Source organism: Mesorhizobium sp. WSM4989, assembly GCF_029625795.1.
In the GTDB taxonomy this organism is placed as follows: domain Bacteria; phylum Pseudomonadota; class Alphaproteobacteria; order Rhizobiales; family Rhizobiaceae; genus Mesorhizobium.
Genome location: NZ_JARTVN010000003.1, coordinates 276,785 through 292,004, shown reverse-complemented (window position 1 = coordinate 292,004; position 15,220 = coordinate 276,785). Strand labels below are relative to the sequence as shown.

16 protein-coding genes are annotated in these 15,220 nt (G+C 65.0%); 7 read left to right on the top strand and 9 right to left on the bottom strand.

Going from position 1 to position 15,220, the window contains the following annotated elements:
• Window positions 1-15: 15 nt before the first annotated feature.
• Entirely contained in the window at window positions 16-846 is an 831-nt protein-coding gene (locus P9217_RS26305; protein WP_197504271.1) for a transporter substrate-binding domain-containing protein, read from the bottom strand.
• A 162-nt stretch (window positions 847-1,008) separates the two neighbouring features.
• Between P9217_RS26305 and P9217_RS26300 the strand changes: the two genes are divergently transcribed.
• Window positions 1,009-1,809: an IclR family transcriptional regulator gene (locus P9217_RS26300; protein ID WP_095824056.1), complete on the top strand. Its 801-nt coding sequence runs from the start codon at window positions 1,009-1,011 to the stop codon at window positions 1,807-1,809.
• 24 nt (window positions 1,810-1,833) lie between these two features.
• Here P9217_RS26300 and P9217_RS26295 read toward each other — a convergent pair whose 3' ends face one another.
• A complete protein-coding gene (locus tag P9217_RS26295) occupies window positions 1,834-2,037 on the bottom strand; it encodes a DUF465 domain-containing protein (protein ID WP_067001951.1) in 204 nt (67 codons plus the stop codon).
• Between the two features lie 235 nt (window positions 2,038-2,272).
• Here P9217_RS26295 and P9217_RS26290 point away from each other — a divergent pair, with 235 nt between their 5' ends.
• From P9217_RS26290 to P9217_RS26280, 3 genes are all read left to right on the top strand, one after another.
• Window positions 2,273-2,452 (top strand): YdcH family protein, encoded by a 180-nt coding sequence (locus P9217_RS26290; RefSeq protein ID WP_040998838.1) that lies wholly within the window; start codon window positions 2,273-2,275, stop codon window positions 2,450-2,452.
• Between the two features lie 253 nt (window positions 2,453-2,705).
• A complete protein-coding gene (ispG, locus tag P9217_RS26285) occupies window positions 2,706-3,956 on the top strand; it encodes a flavodoxin-dependent (E)-4-hydroxy-3-methylbut-2-enyl-diphosphate synthase (protein WP_278087895.1) in 1,251 nt (416 codons plus the stop codon).
• A gap of 3 nt (window positions 3,957-3,959) precedes the next feature.
• A complete protein-coding gene (locus P9217_RS26280) occupies window positions 3,960-4,820 on the top strand; it encodes a lytic transglycosylase domain-containing protein (RefSeq protein ID WP_095799807.1) in 861 nt (286 codons plus the stop codon).
• A 1-nt stretch (window position 4,821) separates the two neighbouring features.
• Here the strand turns inward: P9217_RS26280 and P9217_RS26275 are convergent, their stop codons facing one another.
• The 5 genes from P9217_RS26275 to P9217_RS26255 all read right to left on the bottom strand — a co-directional run bounded on the left by P9217_RS26275 (window position 4,822) and on the right by P9217_RS26255 (window position 9,760).
• Window positions 4,822-7,152, bottom strand: a complete 2,331-nt coding sequence (locus P9217_RS26275; protein WP_278087896.1) for a response regulator — start codon at window positions 7,150-7,152, stop codon at window positions 4,822-4,824.
• A gap of 125 nt (window positions 7,153-7,277) precedes the next feature.
• Entirely contained in the window at window positions 7,278-7,619 is a 342-nt protein-coding gene (locus P9217_RS26270) for a hypothetical protein (protein WP_127241079.1), read from the bottom strand.
• Window positions 7,616-8,503: an NAD(P)-dependent oxidoreductase gene (locus P9217_RS26265; RefSeq protein WP_127247186.1), complete on the bottom strand. Its 888-nt coding sequence runs from the start codon at window positions 8,501-8,503 to the stop codon at window positions 7,616-7,618. Before P9217_RS26265 ends, P9217_RS26270 begins: the two co-directional genes overlap by 4 nt.
• Window positions 8,500-9,036, bottom strand: coding sequence for a gluconokinase (locus P9217_RS26260; RefSeq protein ID WP_278056905.1), 537 nt, complete (start codon window positions 9,034-9,036; stop codon window positions 8,500-8,502). Before P9217_RS26260 ends, P9217_RS26265 begins: the two co-directional genes overlap by 4 nt.
• Window positions 9,005-9,760: an SDR family oxidoreductase gene (locus tag P9217_RS26255; protein WP_095799812.1), complete on the bottom strand. Its 756-nt coding sequence runs from the start codon at window positions 9,758-9,760 to the stop codon at window positions 9,005-9,007. Before P9217_RS26255 ends, P9217_RS26260 begins: the two co-directional genes overlap by 32 nt.
• A 78-nt stretch (window positions 9,761-9,838) precedes the next feature.
• On the opposite strand from P9217_RS26255, the gene P9217_RS26250 reads away from it, so the two are divergent.
• The 3 genes from P9217_RS26250 to P9217_RS26240 all read left to right on the top strand — a co-directional run bounded on the left by P9217_RS26250 (window position 9,839) and on the right by P9217_RS26240 (window position 12,950).
• Entirely contained in the window at window positions 9,839-10,786 is a 948-nt protein-coding gene (locus tag P9217_RS26250) for a 2-hydroxyacid dehydrogenase (RefSeq protein WP_278087897.1), read from the top strand.
• Between the two features lie 61 nt (window positions 10,787-10,847).
• The gene (locus tag P9217_RS26245) at window positions 10,848-11,882 is read left to right on the top strand and encodes an L-idonate 5-dehydrogenase (protein WP_278087898.1); all 1,035 of its coding nucleotides are present in this window, start codon (window positions 10,848-10,850) and stop codon (window positions 11,880-11,882) included.
• A gap of 48 nt (window positions 11,883-11,930) precedes the next feature.
• Window positions 11,931-12,950, top strand: coding sequence for a LacI family DNA-binding transcriptional regulator (locus tag P9217_RS26240; protein WP_278087899.1), 1,020 nt, complete (start codon window positions 11,931-11,933; stop codon window positions 12,948-12,950).
• A 68-nt stretch (window positions 12,951-13,018) separates the two neighbouring features.
• Here the strand turns inward: P9217_RS26240 and P9217_RS26235 are convergent, their stop codons facing one another.
• Together P9217_RS26235 and P9217_RS26230 are read right to left on the bottom strand one after the other, a co-directional pair.
• Entirely contained in the window at window positions 13,019-14,116 is a 1,098-nt protein-coding gene (locus tag P9217_RS26235; protein WP_067319345.1) for a substrate-binding domain-containing protein, read from the bottom strand.
• A 13-nt stretch (window positions 14,117-14,129) separates the two neighbouring features.
• Window positions 14,130-15,212: an ABC transporter permease gene (locus tag P9217_RS26230; RefSeq protein ID WP_095799814.1), complete on the bottom strand. Its 1,083-nt coding sequence runs from the start codon at window positions 15,210-15,212 to the stop codon at window positions 14,130-14,132.
• Between the last annotated feature and the right edge of the window lie 8 nt (window positions 15,213-15,220).

Here is a 15,220-nt window from a genome sequence, read left to right as displayed (position 1 = left end):
GTCAGACAGGCCTCGTCAGATGACCGGGAAGCCCGGATGGCGCGGCGGCGGTTCCTGGCCGAAATATTCCTTGAAGGCAGCGTCGTAGAGTGCCGTCTCGTGGCCGAACATGGCGATGGTGAAGGTCTGGTTGACGTAGGTCAGCCAGTCGAGGTCGCCCTGCCTGATGGCCGCGCCGTAAAGCATCGAATACCAGCTCTTGCCGGCGTCGAAATATTTGTCCGGGTTGCGCGAGGCGAGCCAGCGCACGGTGGAGAGGTCGACCGCGGCGGCGTCGACGCGCTTGGATTCCAGCGCCTGCAGCACGTTGGCCTGGGTGTCGATCTGCATCACTTGCGCCTGCGGCAGGGCAAAGTGCACCGAGTTTTCGGCATCGACATTCTGCAGGATCGAGATGCGCGTGGCCGAGCCGTTCGCCAGCAGCTTGTCGAAAGTCTTGTTCTCGGAGCCGGGCAGCGTCAGCAGCGCGACGCCTTCGACATAGTAGGGGCGCGAGAAGTGGATCAGTTGCGAGCGCTGCGCCGTCATGGTCATGAACTGGATGGTGATGTCGACCTTGTTGGTGGTCACGTTCGGAATGCGCTGCGCCGGATCCTGCATGACGAATTCGACCTTGGTCGGGTCATCGAAAAGGCCCTTGGCGAGGATGCGCCCCATAGTGATGTCCATGCCGACCAGCTCGCCGGCATCGTTCTCGAAATGCCACGGCGCGTTGGTGCTGCCGGTGCCGACGATCAGCTTGCCGCGATCGAGCGCGGTCCGCAGCACGCTATCGGACGCGGCTTGCGCGGCGGCCTTCTCGGCGCTGACCGCGGTGAGCGCGCCGGCGGTGGCAAGTCCGGCCATTCCCAATTTCAGAAAATCACGTCTTCCGGATGTGTCGTTCACGGCGACCTCCTTTGGTGTGTGTTCCCCATGAATACACGCGTCAGCAATCGATATACGATTGTCTCTTACAAGAGACGTATGTATCCTGTACAAGACAGATACTAACACCGGGAATCGACAATGCAAGATGGCGAAGCGCTGACCGAGTGGCAGGCCGCAGGTTCGGACGAGGAGAGGCCCGCGAACTCTCGCGAGAAGGGTCTCAACCGCGCGCTGCACATTCTGGAGTTCCTGCATGCCACGCAGCGCGCGATCGGCATCGGCGAGCTGGCCAAGGGGCTCAACGCCCCCCGCTCGACGACTTACACGCTCGTTCGCGAGCTGGTCGGTGCCGGTCTCCTGGAGATGGCCGGCGACGGCAACCGCGTCTATTTCGGCAAGAAGCTTTACCTCTACGGAATGGCCTATATGCGCGGCAACGACCTCCTCAGGCGCGGACGGCAGGAGGTCGACACGCTGTCGCGCGAGACCGGCGAGACCTCGGAGCTGTGCATGCTGCAGAGCGGCCGCTACACGATCGTCCATTCGAGCCCGGGCACCAGGCCGTTCCGCATCAGCTCGGCCACCGGCCTGCAGATCCCGCTGCCTTGGACCGCGTCGGGCCGGCTGCTGCTCGCCGGCCTGGAACGCAGCCGGATCGAGGCGATGATCTCCCAGGACGACCTCGTGCTGCCGGATGGCCGCAAGATCGAGCTCGACGACTTCATCGACGACATCGCAAAAGCCCGCGTCACCGGCTATTGCGTGACGTCGGGCCTTGTCGACGCCTATACCAAATGCTTGGCGGCGCCGGTCTTTTCAGCGCCCGGGAAGATCGAGGCGACGATGTGCCTGGTGGTTCCGATCGACACGTCGGAAGATCGGACAGGCGAGCTGGTCGCGCTACTGCGTGACCGCGCCGCGCGGCTATCGATCCCCTAGCCGTCGAGCGAAGGAAGCTGCCGGTCAGGCGATGATGTCGGGGATTATGCGGTCTTCCAGCGCCATCAGCCGGTCCTTCAGCATCAGCTTCTTCTTCTTCATGCGCTGGATCTGCAGCGGGTCGCAACCCATGGCGATCATCGCGTTGATGGCGGCGTCGAAATCGGCGTGTTCCTGTTTGAGCCGGGAATATTCGAGGCGTATCTCAGCCTGTTCCTGTTCGGACATTATCTACCGTCTGCGTATGCGTCGCCCAGGGATGGGCCTTTGGGCGGGGCCGGTGGGGTTTGTGACCGGCGCGCCGCTGATATCACATTTCACATTGTCGTGGAATGCTACCACGCGGCATTCGACATCGAGATTGGTTGGTGGCAAACTGTCATCGTGCCGTCACAGTTGCGACCTGCGGTGGACGTGCCTGAGACGGCTGCAATCGAGGAATCCATGAAAGGGAGAACCAATCATGTCTCTTGCATCCCATCTTGATGAGCTGCAGCGGAAGCACGGCGACATCGAGCGCGAGCTTATCGACGCGATGAATCATCCTTCGGTAGACGACCTCGAGATCGCCACTCTCAAGCGGCGCAAGCTGGCAATCAAGGACGAGATTGAAAAGCTGAAGGCGAAACCGACGGCACACTGAAACTCCTCTAGGCAACATAACCGCACCCGTCGGGTGCAACCCAACCGGTGGCAAGAATGCCGCCGGTCTGACGAGTTTACGCTGAATTTCCCGACTCTTCCCGGAATGCAACCGCAGCCCGATGTGGGCTGCTGAACCGCACGGCCGCCAACCAAGCGCAGCCGATTTGCGGACCGTGGCTGTCACCGGCCATTGACAAGCCATCTTTGCTCCGCCACCTCATGCCCGGAACTTCCAGATGAAGGCGGCCGGCATGACCGGATATTTTTCTTCTCCTTTCCCGCGCCGCGCATCGGTCGGCGTCGATGTCGGCGGCGTGATGGTCGGCGGCGGTGCGCCGGTCGTCGTGCAGTCGATGACCAACACCGATACCGCCGACATCGATCAGACCGTTGCCCAGGTGGCGGCGCTGCATCGCGCCGGCTCGGAGATCGTGCGCATCACCGTCGACCGCGACGAGAGCGCGGCCGCCGTGCCGCGCATCCGTGATCGGCTGGCCCGGCTCGGCGTCAACGTGCCGCTGGTCGGCGACTTCCACTATATCGGTCACAAGCTGCTCGCCGATCACCCGGCCTGCGCCGAGGCGCTGGCGAAATACCGCATCAACCCCGGCAATGTCGGCTTCAAGGAAAAGAAGGACCGCCAGTTCGCCGCGATCGTCGAGATGGCGGTCAGATACGACAAGCCGGTGCGCATCGGCGTCAACTGGGGCTCGCTCGACCAGGAGCTCTTGACCCGGCTGATGGATGACAACCAGGGCCGGGGCTCGCCGCTCACCGCCCAGGAAGTCACCCGCGAGGCGATCGTGCAGTCGGCGATCCTGTCGGCGGAGATGGCGGAAGAGATCGGGCTCGGCCGCGACAAGATCATCCTGTCGGCCAAGGTCAGCGGCGTCCAGGATCTGATCGCCGTCTATTCCGAGCTTGCGACCCGCTCCAACCATGCGCTGCATCTCGGGCTGACCGAGGCCGGCATGGGCACCAAGGGCATCGTCGCGTCCTCGGCTGCCATGGGCATCCTTCTGCAGCAGGGCATCGGCGACACGATCCGCATCTCGCTGACGCCGGAGCCGAACGGCGACCGCACGCGCGAGGTGCAGGTGTCGCAGGAACTTTTGCAGACGATGGGCTTCCGGCAGTTCGTGCCGATCGTCGCGGCCTGCCCCGGCTGCGGCCGCACGACCTCCACCGTCTTCCAGGAGCTGGCTCAGAGCATCCAGGCCGACATCCGCAAGAACATGCCGGTGTGGCGCGAGAAATATCCGGGCGTCGAGAACCTCAAGGTCGCGGTGATGGGCTGTATCGTCAACGGCCCCGGCGAATCCAAGCACGCCGACATCGGCATATCTTTGCCCGGAACCGGCGAGACGCCGACGGCGCCGGTGTTCATCGACGGCAAGAAGGCGGCGACGCTGCGTGGCCCCTCGATCGCGCAGGATTTCGAAAAGATGGTCGCCGACTATATCGAGCAGCGGTACGGACACGGCAAAGCCGCCGCGGAATGAGCCATGCAGCGCTTGCTCAGGACGGCACTGATCCTGATTTGCGCGCTGATCCCTGCCGGTCAGGCATTCGCCGATCCGCCGCAGTCGCGATCGGCCGCAAAACGGCTGATCAATCGCGTCTGTGACCTGATCGAGACCCAGGCCGAGCAAAATGGCCTACCCAAGGATTTCTTCGCCCGGCTGATCTGGAAGGAGAGCCGCTTCGATCCCAATGCGGTGAGCCCCGTGGGCGCCGAAGGCATCGCGCAGTTCATGCCGGGCACGGCCAAGCTGCGCGGGCTTGCCGATCCCTTCGACATCGGGCAGGCGATCCCCGCCTCGGCCAAGTATCTTGCCGAGATGAAGGCGGGCTACGGCAATCTCGGCCTCGCGGCTGCCGCCTACAATGCGGGCGAGAACCGCGTATCGCGCTGGCTGTCCTCCGGCGGCTTCCTGCCGATGGAGACCGAAAGCTATGTCTTCGACATCATGGGCGAGCCGGTCGACAAGTTCTCGGACACCGCCTATGCCGGCACTATCCGGCCGCTCGATCCGAAGATGAGCTTCGCGGTCGCCTGCCGCAGGCTGCCGGTGATCATGTCGCGGACCGTCGCCATGGCCTCGATCAACGTCAAGCCGTGGGGCGTCCAGGTGGCCGGCAATTTCCGCCGCTCCGCCGCAATCAGCCAGTGGTTGCGGGTTCGCGGCCGATTCCCTTCCCTGCTTGGCAGCCATGATCCTGTGGTCAGCCGCGTGCGCACGCCGATCGGCCGGCGCGGCATCTATGCGGTCAGGATCGGTGCCGACTCGCGCGCCGAGGCCAACGGCATCTGCAATAAGCTGCAAAGCGTCGGCGGGGCGTGCCTGGTTATGCGAAACCGGTAGCTCAAGCCGTCTTCGCCGCCACCGTCTCGCTGAGCCAGGTGCCGATCTTGGCGCCGAGGCGGTCCGGGGAGACCGGCTTCGGCAGGTAGTCGTCCATGCCGGCCTCCATGCATCTTTCGCGGTCGCCCTTCAGCGCATGCGCGGTGACGCCGATGATCGGCGTATGGCTGCCGTTCTGCCCTTCGATGGCGCGGATGGCGCGCGTCGCCTCGTAACCGTTCATCTCCGGCATGGAGACGTCCATCAGCACCAGCCGGGGCCGCAGCGAGCGGTACATCTCGACCGCGGTGCGGCCGTTGCCGGCAATGCGATAGCTGAGGCCGAGGCCGTTGAGGATCTGGCCGAAGACCAATTGGTTCACGTCATTGTCCTCGGCGATCAGGATATCGATCGGACCGCCCGGCGCCGCCGCCGGTTCGGGCGCGAGGACCGGAACGGCTGGACCGCGGATGACGGTGAAGGGCGGCGGAGCTGACTGGACGACGACCGGCTCGCGCAGGAAATGCGCCTTGCCGCCTTGCGTGCGCGCCTTCTGGATGGCGGAGATCACGGTGCCGAGCAGCACCGCCGAACGCGCCGGCTTGGTGAGATGCGCGACGATGCCGAAATCGATCACCAGTCGGCCGAAATCGACCTGGTCGACCGAAGTGAGCAGCACGACCGGAATGGAAGACAGGCGGCTGTCGGCGGCGATCGCCTTGGCGACATCGGCGCCGTTCATGCCGGGCATCTGGTAGTCAAGGATGATGCAGTCCACCGAAGCGCCGAGCTGGCAGGCGCGGTCGAGAAAGGCGAGGCCGACGGCGCCGCTTTCGGCCGCGGCGCAGTCGAAGCTCCAGCTGCGCAGCTGCTCGAGCAGGATCTCGCGATTGACCGGGTTGTCGTCGATGACCAGGACGCGGGCGCCGGTTACGTCGACCGGCACGATCTCGTCGCGCGCCTGCTGTTTGTGTGCCGGCAGCGGTACGGCGAACCAGAAGACCGAGCCGCGGCCGATCTCGCTTTCAACGCCGATCTTGCCGCCCATCAGGTCGACGAGGCGGGCGGAGATGGCAAGGCCGAGCCCGGTGCCTTCGTGACGACGGGTGGACGAGCCGTCGACCTGGGCGAATTTCTCGAACACGCTCTGCAGCTTTTCGGCGGGGATTCCGATGCCGGTGTCCTCGACGCGGACCTTGAGCTGGACGGTCCCATCGACCACATCGCCGCCGACATCGATCAGCACATGCCCCTTCTCGGTGAACTTCACCGCATTGCCGAGCAGGTTGGTAACGATCTGGCGGAAACGGCCGGCGTCGCCGACGACGAAGCCAGGCAGGCGCGGGTCGACGCGCACGATGAGCTCGAGGTTCTTTTCGGCAACGCGGGCCGAGACCAGCGTGGCCACGTCCTCGACCGCTTCGGCCAGGCGGAACGGGGCGGGGTCGAGCGTCAGCTGGCCGGCATTGATCTTCGAGAAATCGAGAATGTCGTTGATGATGGTGAGCAGCGCGTTGCCGGATTTGACGATGACGTCGGTGAAGGTCTTCTGGCGCGGCGTCAGCTCGGTCTTGGCGAGAAGCTCGGCCATGCCGAGCACGCCGTTCATCGGCGTGCGGATCTCATGGCTCATATTGGCGAGGAATTCCGATTTCGCCCGGTCGGCCGCCTCGGCCTTGAACAACGATGCGGCGGTTTCGGCGAAGGCGCGGCGGATCGCGTTCTCCATCGGCCGGAAGATCAGAACCGCGGCGATGGCGATGACGGCGATCAGCAGACCGCTCGCCCATAGGAGCAGCCGGTCGCTGGCGGCATCGGCGAGGCGCCGCTCGTCATCGAGCGCGGTGCGCACGCGAACCAGCATCGGCTGGGCGAAAAGATCGTTCTGGTTGCGGATCTCGCGGTAGCTCCATTCGTCGACTGTCTGGGCCACCGACATCAGGTTGAAATTGCGCACCATGTCGCGCGCCGACCAGAACAGATCGTCGTTCACCGAAGCGGATTCGAGCGCATTGAGCGTATTCTTCGACAGCCGCGGCCTGATCGCCGCGAGCTGCGCGTTCAGGATTTCGATCTCGCCCATCAGCCGTTCGGAATGGCCGCGCGCGGCTGCGGTCAGCCCATCGCGGGTCTCAGCCCGCCACACGGTTCCGGTCGTCTCGGCGAAATTGGTGGCGTTGCGCAGGTCGCGCGAGAAGATGACGAAATTGCCGCTCAAGGCATCGACTTCGTGGCGGTATGAGTTCACGCGGTTGAGCGCGAACATGACGGCCGCCGAGGCCAGGGCAAAGACGAGCAATCCCGAAATATAGCGGACCCGGATCGACCGGATGAAGGAGGAATACTCCGGCATGCGTAACCCCAACCCAAACGCACAATTTTAACGGTCGGGATTACGCTTGATTTACATTAAGATTTCGTTGGTGCGGCTGCCTGTCTTGCCTGCGCATTTAGGGCTCAGGGGCAGATTTAAGCACGTCAATCCGTCGACAGGGAAAACTCGTTGGCGATGGTGACGTGGTGGTGAATGCGTCCCTCGAAATACTTGGCCAACACCGCCTCGGTCGCGGCGCGAGATTCCGAGCGGGCGGGGCTCGCGAGCGCGGCCTCGACCGCGGCCATGTCGCGATAGTTGATTGCCAGGATCATCGGGAATTCCGGCGCGCCGTCGTCGCGCTTCTCGGCAAAGCTGACGCGTACGTCTAGCGCGCCCGGGAAAGCCTTCCACTTCGGCAGGACGGTTCTGATCACATCCTCGCGGAAGGCTTCGGTTTGGCCGTCCTTCACCTTGCCTTCAAACAGCGCATAGCGTGTGATCATGCTGCGGGCTCCTCATCCTTGCGTCGGAAAAATTCCATCAAAGCGGCCTGGTCCTCGCCACCCAGTCCGGCGGCCGTCAACAGCCGGTGCACTTCGGCGCAGACGGCCGTCAGCGGCATTGCGGTGTGCGTGCGCCGCGCCAGGTCCTGCGCAGCGTTGAGGTCCTTCACCATGTTGTCGATGCGGCCGGTGCGGCGGTAGTCGCGGGTGGCGAAGCGCGGCAGGTATTCCTGCAGGATGGCGCTGTCGGCGCGGCCGCCCTTCAGCGCCTGCGGAATCTTGAGCGCGTCGACACCGGCGTCCAGCGCCAGCCGCGTCGCTTCCGCCACAGCCATGAAATTCAAGGCGCACAGCACCTGGTTGATCAGCTTGGTCGTCTGGCCCGCGCCAGCCGGACCCATATGGGTATAGTTGGTGGCGACGTCGCGCAGCAGCTTATGGGCGTCGGCGACATCCTGTGCCGCGCCGCCCGCCATCAGCGTCAATTCGCCGACCAATGCCTTCGGCGCGCCGCCCGAGAGCGGAGAGTCGACCCAGCGCAGGCTCCTTTCGCCGGCGTCCGCCGCCAGCTGGCGCGTCGCGTCGGGGTCGATAGACGACATGTCGATGATCAGCGTGCCGGGCTTCGCGCCGGCGGCGACGCCGCCATCTCCGAACACGGCGCGGCGCACGATTGCCGCGGAATTGAGGCTGAGGATGACGAAGTCGGCCGCTGCGGCGGCCGCGGCCGCGCTGGCCGCGGCGCTGGCGCCCTTCGCAACCAGCGTTTCCACCTTGGTCGTGTCGAGATCAAACACGAAGAGCCGGTTGCCGGTAGCGAGCAGGCGATCGCCGATCGCTCCGCCCATGGCACCGGCACCGATTAGCGCGACTGTGTTGGTCATGACGGTCGCTCCTCAAATCTGGACGTTATGTCCGCGACAATCTTTTCGAGCGGTGCGTCGATCGCCACCGCGATGGCATTCTCGTCCTTGCCTGGCACTTCCAACGTCGCGAACTGGCTGTCGAGCAGGCTGGTCGGCATGAAATGGCCGGTGCGCTCGCTCATGCGCCGGGAAATCAGTTCACGCGAACCATCGAGATAGATGAACAGCACCGGCGCGCGGGCCTGCTCGGTGATGAAATCGCGATAGGCGCGCTTCAGCGCCGAACAACCGACGATGACCGGTGCGGGCTGCAGCCTCAGCGTTCCGCCGACTTTCGCCAGCCATGGCCACCTGTCGGCGTCGTCAAGCGGAATGCCTGCGCTCATCTTGGCGGTGTTGGCTTCAGGGTGCAGCTTGTCGCCATCCACATACGTCGCGTGGATCGCACGGGCCAGCGCCTCGCCAACCGTCGTCTTGCCCGAACCGGTGACGCCCATGACGACCATGCGCGGCGGCAGGTCAGATCGAAGCTGTGATGCCGCCATCGACATAGAGGACATGTCCGTTGACAAAGGAAGAGGCGTCCGAAGCCAGGAAGACGCAGGCGCCGACCAGTTCTTCGACCTTGCCCCAGCGGCCAGCCGGCGTGCGCTTTTCAAGCCAAGCGCTGAAGGCCGGGTCGGCGACAAGGGCCGCATTGAGCGGCGTGTCGAAATAACCGGGCGCGATGGCGTTGCATTGCAGGCCGTGCCTGGCCCAGTCGGTCGCCATGCCCTTGGTGAGATTGCCGACCGCGCCCTTGGTCGCCGTGTAGGGCGCGATACCCGGCCGGGCGAGCGCGGTCTGCACGCTGGCGATGTTGATGATCTTGCCGCGGCCACGCCGGATCATGTGGCGCGCCACGGCCTGGCCGACATGGAAGACGCTGGCGACGTTGGTCTGCAGCAGGCGCTCGAACGCGTCGGCGGGAAAGTCCTCGAGCGGCGTACGGAACTGCATGCCGGCATTGTTGACGAGGACGTCGATCGCTCCTTGAGCCTGCTCGAACGCATCGATGGCGGCGCGTACCGCATCATGGTCGGTCGCATCGAAAGCGAGCGTCGCAGCGCCGGGGATTTGCGCGGCCGCAACGGCGAGTTTTGCCTCGTCGCGGCCGTTGAGGACCACTTTGGCCCCGGCGCCGGCGAGCCCCTTTGCCAATGCAAGGCCGATGCCTTGCGAGGAGCCGGTGACGAGCGCGGTGCGCCCGGTGAGATCGAACAAGGTGGACGACATTTTCTCGATTGCCTCTCGTCGCTATCCGCCTTATGTTATCGATAACATCAGCTGTCAAGTCAAGTGGAGCGAAAACCGATGCAGCGGCCCCATATCCTTCAGGTTGGACCTTATCCCGCGTGGGACGAGGTGCCGCTCAACGAAGCCTTCGTGGTGCATCGTTATTTCGCGGCCGAGGACAAGCCGTCCTTCCTCGCCGACGTCGGGCCGCAGGTCCGCGCCATCGCCACCCGCGGCGAACTCGGCGCGAACCGCGCCATGATCGAGGCGTGCCCGGCACTCGAGGTCGTCTCCGTCTACGGCGTCGGCTTCGACGCGGTCGATCTGTCGGCGTGCCGAGAGCGCGGCGTGCGGGTCACCAATACGCCTGATGTGTTGACCAACGACGTCGCCGATCTCGGCATCGCCATGATGCTGTGCCTGTCGCGCGGCATGATCGGCGCCGAGCGCTGGGTGCGCGATGGCAGTTGGGCCTCTAAAGGCCTTTACCCGCTGAAGCGCCGAGTCTGGGGCCGGCGGGCCGGCGTGCTCGGCCTCGGCCGCATCGGCTGTGAGGTGGCCAAGCGTCTGGCCGGCTTCGGCATGGATATCGCCTACAGCGACGTCGCGCCCAAGGATTTCGCCGCGGACTGGGAGTTCGTCGCCGATCCCGTCGCCCTGGCCGGCCGTTCGGATTTCCTGTTCGTGACGCTCGCGGCGTCGGCCGCGACGCGCCACATCGTCAATGGCGAGGTGATCGCGGCGCTTGGCGAGGACGGCATGCTGATCAACATTTCGCGCGCCTCCAATATCGACGAGGAGGCGCTGCTCGATGCGCTCGAGAAGAAGGCGCTCGGGTCTGCCGCGCTCGACGTTTTCGAGGGCGAGCCGAAGCTCAATCCGCGGTTCCTGGCGCTCGACAACGTCCTTTTGCAGCCGCACCATGCGTCGGGCACTATCGAGACACGCAAGGCGATGGGCAAGCTGGTACGCGACAACCTTGCCGCCCATTTTGCTGGCCAGCCGTTGCTGACGCCGGTGCTGTGAAATTGTTTTACGCAAGTTTTCACGCAAAGCCTGCCTGCACAGTCCGAGGAGTTCGCCTGCCATGAAGTCGATCGTCATCCACGCCGCCAAGGACCTGCGCATCGAGGACCGCCCGGTCGAGAAGCCGGGGCCTGGCCAGGTGCTGTTGCGTCTTGCCGCCGGCGGCATCTGCGGCAGCGACCTGCACTACTACAATCACGGCGGTTTCGGAACGGTGCGCCTGAAGGAGCCGATGATCCTCGGCCACGAAGTCTCCGGCGTGATCGAGAGCCTCGGGCCGGGAGTGAGTGGACTGCAGACGGGACAGCTTGTCGCCGTGTCTCCGTCGCGGCCTTGCTATAGCTGCCGCTATTGCCGCGAGGGCATGCACAACCAGTGCCTCAACATGCGCTTCTACGGCAGCGCCATGCCGTTCCCGCATATCCAGGGCGCGTTTCGTGAAATGCTGGTGGCGGACGCGATTCAGTGCGTCCCGGCCGACGGCTTGACCGCCGGCGAGGCGGCGATGGCCGAACCGCTGGCCGTCTGTCTGCACGCGACGCGCCGTGCCGGAGAGATGCTGGGCAAGCGCGTGCTGGTCACCGGCTGCGGGCCGATCGGCCTGCTGTCGATCATCAGCGCGCGCCGCGCGGGTGCCGCCGAGATCGTCGCCGTCGACATCGCCGATTTCACGCTGTCGATGGCCATGCGCGCCGGCGCCGACAAGACCATCAACACCCGAAGCGAGCCGGAAGGTTTGGCGCCCTACCTTGCCGACAAGGGGACCTTCGACATCCTCTACGAATGTTCGGGCGCGGCGTCGGCGCTGGCGCAAGGCATCGCTGCGCTGCGTCCGCGCGGCACCATCGTCCAGCTCGGCCTCGGCGGCGCCGAGATGGCACTGCCGATGTCGACGGTGACCGCCAAGGAACTGTCGATCAACGGCTCGTTCCGCTTCCATCCCGAATTCGCCGTCGGCGTCGAGCTGATGCGCAAGGGGCTGATCGACGTGAAGCCGCTGATCACCCACTCGGTGCCGGTCGACGAGGCGCTTTCCGGCTTCGAGCTCGCCAACGACCGCAGTCAGGCGATGAAGGTCCAGATCGCGTTTGCGTGAGCCGCAACGGCGCGTTGCATTCCGCCGTGATATCGATAACGTACGGCCATGCAATCTTCGCCCAAACGGCCGACCATGGCCGATGTCGCGCATCGCGCCAACGTCTCGACGATGACCGTGTCGCGCGCTTTCAAGCGCGACGCTTCGGTCAGCGCCGATACGCGCGACCGCATTCTGAAGGCGGCTGAAGAGCTCGGCTATGTCTTCGACAGCATCGCCGCCAATCTGTCGTCGCGGCGCTCCGGCTTCGTCGCCGCGACGATCCCCTCGATCAACAACGCCAACTTCGCCGACACGGTGCGCGGCATGACCGAGGGCCTGCGCGACAGCGGGCTGGAGATCCTGCTCGGCTTCACCGACTATAATGTCGAGGAGGAGGAACGCCTGGTCGGGCAATTGCTGCAGCGTCGCCCGGAGGCGATCATCGTCACCGGCGGCCGGCACACGTCGCGCTGCCGCAAGTTGCTGGCCAATGCCGGCGTTCCGGTCGTGGAGACCTGGGATTTGCCGTCCGACCCCATCGGCCACGTCGTCGGCTTTTCCAATGCCGATGCCGGGCGGCTGATGGTCGATCATTTCGTTCAGCGCGGCTATTCGAGGCTGGGCTTTATCGGCGGCGACACCTCGCGGGACACCCGTGGTCTGGACCGCCGACGCGGCTTCGTCGCGGCGCTGGAGGACCGCGGCCTCGACGTTTCGCGCGTGATTGCCTCCGGCGTGCCGCCGATCTCGATGCGCGAGGGCGCGACCGCCATGGTCGAGATGATCTCGCGCTGGCCGGACACACAGGCGGTGATGTGCGTGTCCGACCTCTCCGCCTTCGGCGCCCTGATGGAATGCGTTCGACGCGGCATCCGCGTGCCGGACGACGTGGCGATTGCCGGCTTCGGCGCCTATGATCTCGCCGAGCAGTCGGTGCCTTCGATCACCACGATCGACGTCGGCGCGCATGAGATCGGCATCCGCGTCGCCGAGCTGGTGCTCGACCTGCTCAACGGGCGGCGAGCGCTCGACGATCGCGTCGTAGTCGGCATGACGCCCAAGGTTGTTGTGCGGCACACGGCCTGAAGCGTCGGAAAAAAACAAACGGCCGGCGGGATGATCGCCGGCCGCTCGCTGATCGTTCTGGAGGGCGTCTATTTGCCCCAGATCTTCTTGTATTGGTCGCGGTAGCCGTTGCCCGGGTCGAAACGGTTGTCCGGGCCGCCGTCGAACTCGACATTGTCGGAAGTCACCACATGCAGCGGCGAGATGTAGCCCGACCATTTCTCGCCGGCCATGGCGCGGTTGAGCTCGTCGACAAGCTGCCAGCCCTGCAGGTTCAGCGGCTCGGCCACCGTCACCTTCTGGAACTGGCCGGAGCGGATGCGCTGGTAGGCCGATTCCGAACCGTCGCCCGCCGCGACGTTGATCGGCGCATCGGTGCCGGACTTGCCGGCCGCCGCGAGCGACGGCCCCATAAAGTCGAAATAGAGGTCGTTGATCGCCAGCGAATGGGTCCATTGATCGCCGTATTTCTGCAGCAGCGAGGTGGTGAGCTGCGGCATGCGCTGCGAGGTCTCGGCGATCGGCGTGTCGACATATTCGAGCACCTTCCCGCCGAGATCCTCGATCTCCTTCTTCATCCGGTCCGCCTTGGCGATAGCGATCTGGTAGGTGGAATCGGTGAAGATGATGACGCCGGGCTTGCCCTTGGCGTCGACAAAGGCCCAGTCGGCCGCCGCCTTCGAAACTTGCATTGGATCGGTCGAGACGTTGGCGACGATGCCGAGATCGTCGATCGGGCCGACGGTCGGCGCGGCGTGCCAGGCCACCATCGGGATCTTGGCCGTCTTGGCCTGCTCCATCGCCGGCTTCTGCTCGACGGCGTCGAAGCCGTTGATGATGATGCCATCGGGATTGAGCGCCAGCGCCTGGCCGAAGGCAGCGGTGCGGCCGCCGATGGAGCCGGCGCCGTCAAGCGTCTTGACCGTCCACCCCAGGGCGGCAGCGGCTTCCTCGACACCCTTGGTGACGCCGAGGATGCCGCCGTTCTTCATGTCGGCGCCGAGCACGACGATGGTCTTGCCGGCAGCCCCTTTCGGTCCCGTGGTCGGTCCGTCCCACTTCTCGACCTTGCTGGCATATTTATCGACCACCGCTTTGGCGTCGGCCATCGGGTCGGCCAGCGCCGGCGAGGCGATGCCAAGCGCCAGGCAGGCAATTCCGAGCTGTAGGACTGTTCTGCGCTGCATATCGTTTCTCCCATTAAGCATTGTCGGTTGTATTTGTTGATTGGCTGGTGGCTGGTCGGCTGGTGGGCGCGGATGCCGGCACCACCGCGCCGCGGCGCCGCTGCGCGTAGCCGGCAATGCCGATCGCGACGAGCAGGGTGACGCCGTTGAACAACGGCTCTACCCAGAACGACCCGCCGAACTGCTGGATGCCGGAAATGCCTACGGCGAGGATAACGACGCCGACGATCGTGCCCCAGACATTGACGCGGCCCGGCTTGATGGTAGTCGATCCGAGGAATGCGCCGACCAGGGCCGGCAGCAGGTATTCGAGGCCAACACTGGCCTGGCCGATCCTGAGCTTCGAGGCCAGCAGCACGCCGCCCAAGGCGGTGAGCGCGCCGGAGGCGACGAAGGCCCCCATGACGAATTTCTGCACCGGAATGCCGTTGAGCGCGGCCGCCTTCGGATTGGCGCCGATGGCGTAGAGGTAGCGGCCAAGCGGCATATATTCGAGCACCAGCCACATCACCAGCGCCAGCACGACCACGTAGTAGCCGGTGATCGGCAGGCCGAACAGCATGGTGCCGTTGAGGGAAAGGAAACCGTCGGGAAGCACGCCGACGACCTGGCGGCCGCCCGTGTACCACATTGCCAAAGCGTAGAGCACCGTGCCGGTGCCGAGTGTGGCGATGAAGGAATCGATGCGCGCCACCTCGACCAGCAGGCCGTTGATGAAGCCGGTGAGCACGCCGAGCAGGATGACGATGAGCACCGCGAGCGGCCAGGGCACGCCGAATGCGGTTTGCAGGCTGATGGCAAGGATGTGCCAGAGCACGATGCCGTAGCCGACGGTGAGGTCGATGCGGCCCGAAGCCATCGGAATCATCGCCGCCAGCGACAAGAGCGCGATGATCGCCTTGTCGGAAACGATCGAGCGCAAATTGAGCAGCGTCGGGAACGTCCGCGGCAGGAGCAGCGAGAAGAGCAGGATCAGGAGCAGCGTCAGGATCGGCAGGCCGTAGACCGGCAGATAGCGCGCCGCCTTCTGGCCGTAGCTCAGTCCGGCGAGCTCCGAACGGGTCGGCTCCAGCGCCGTCGATTTGATCGAGTTCATGGATCCTC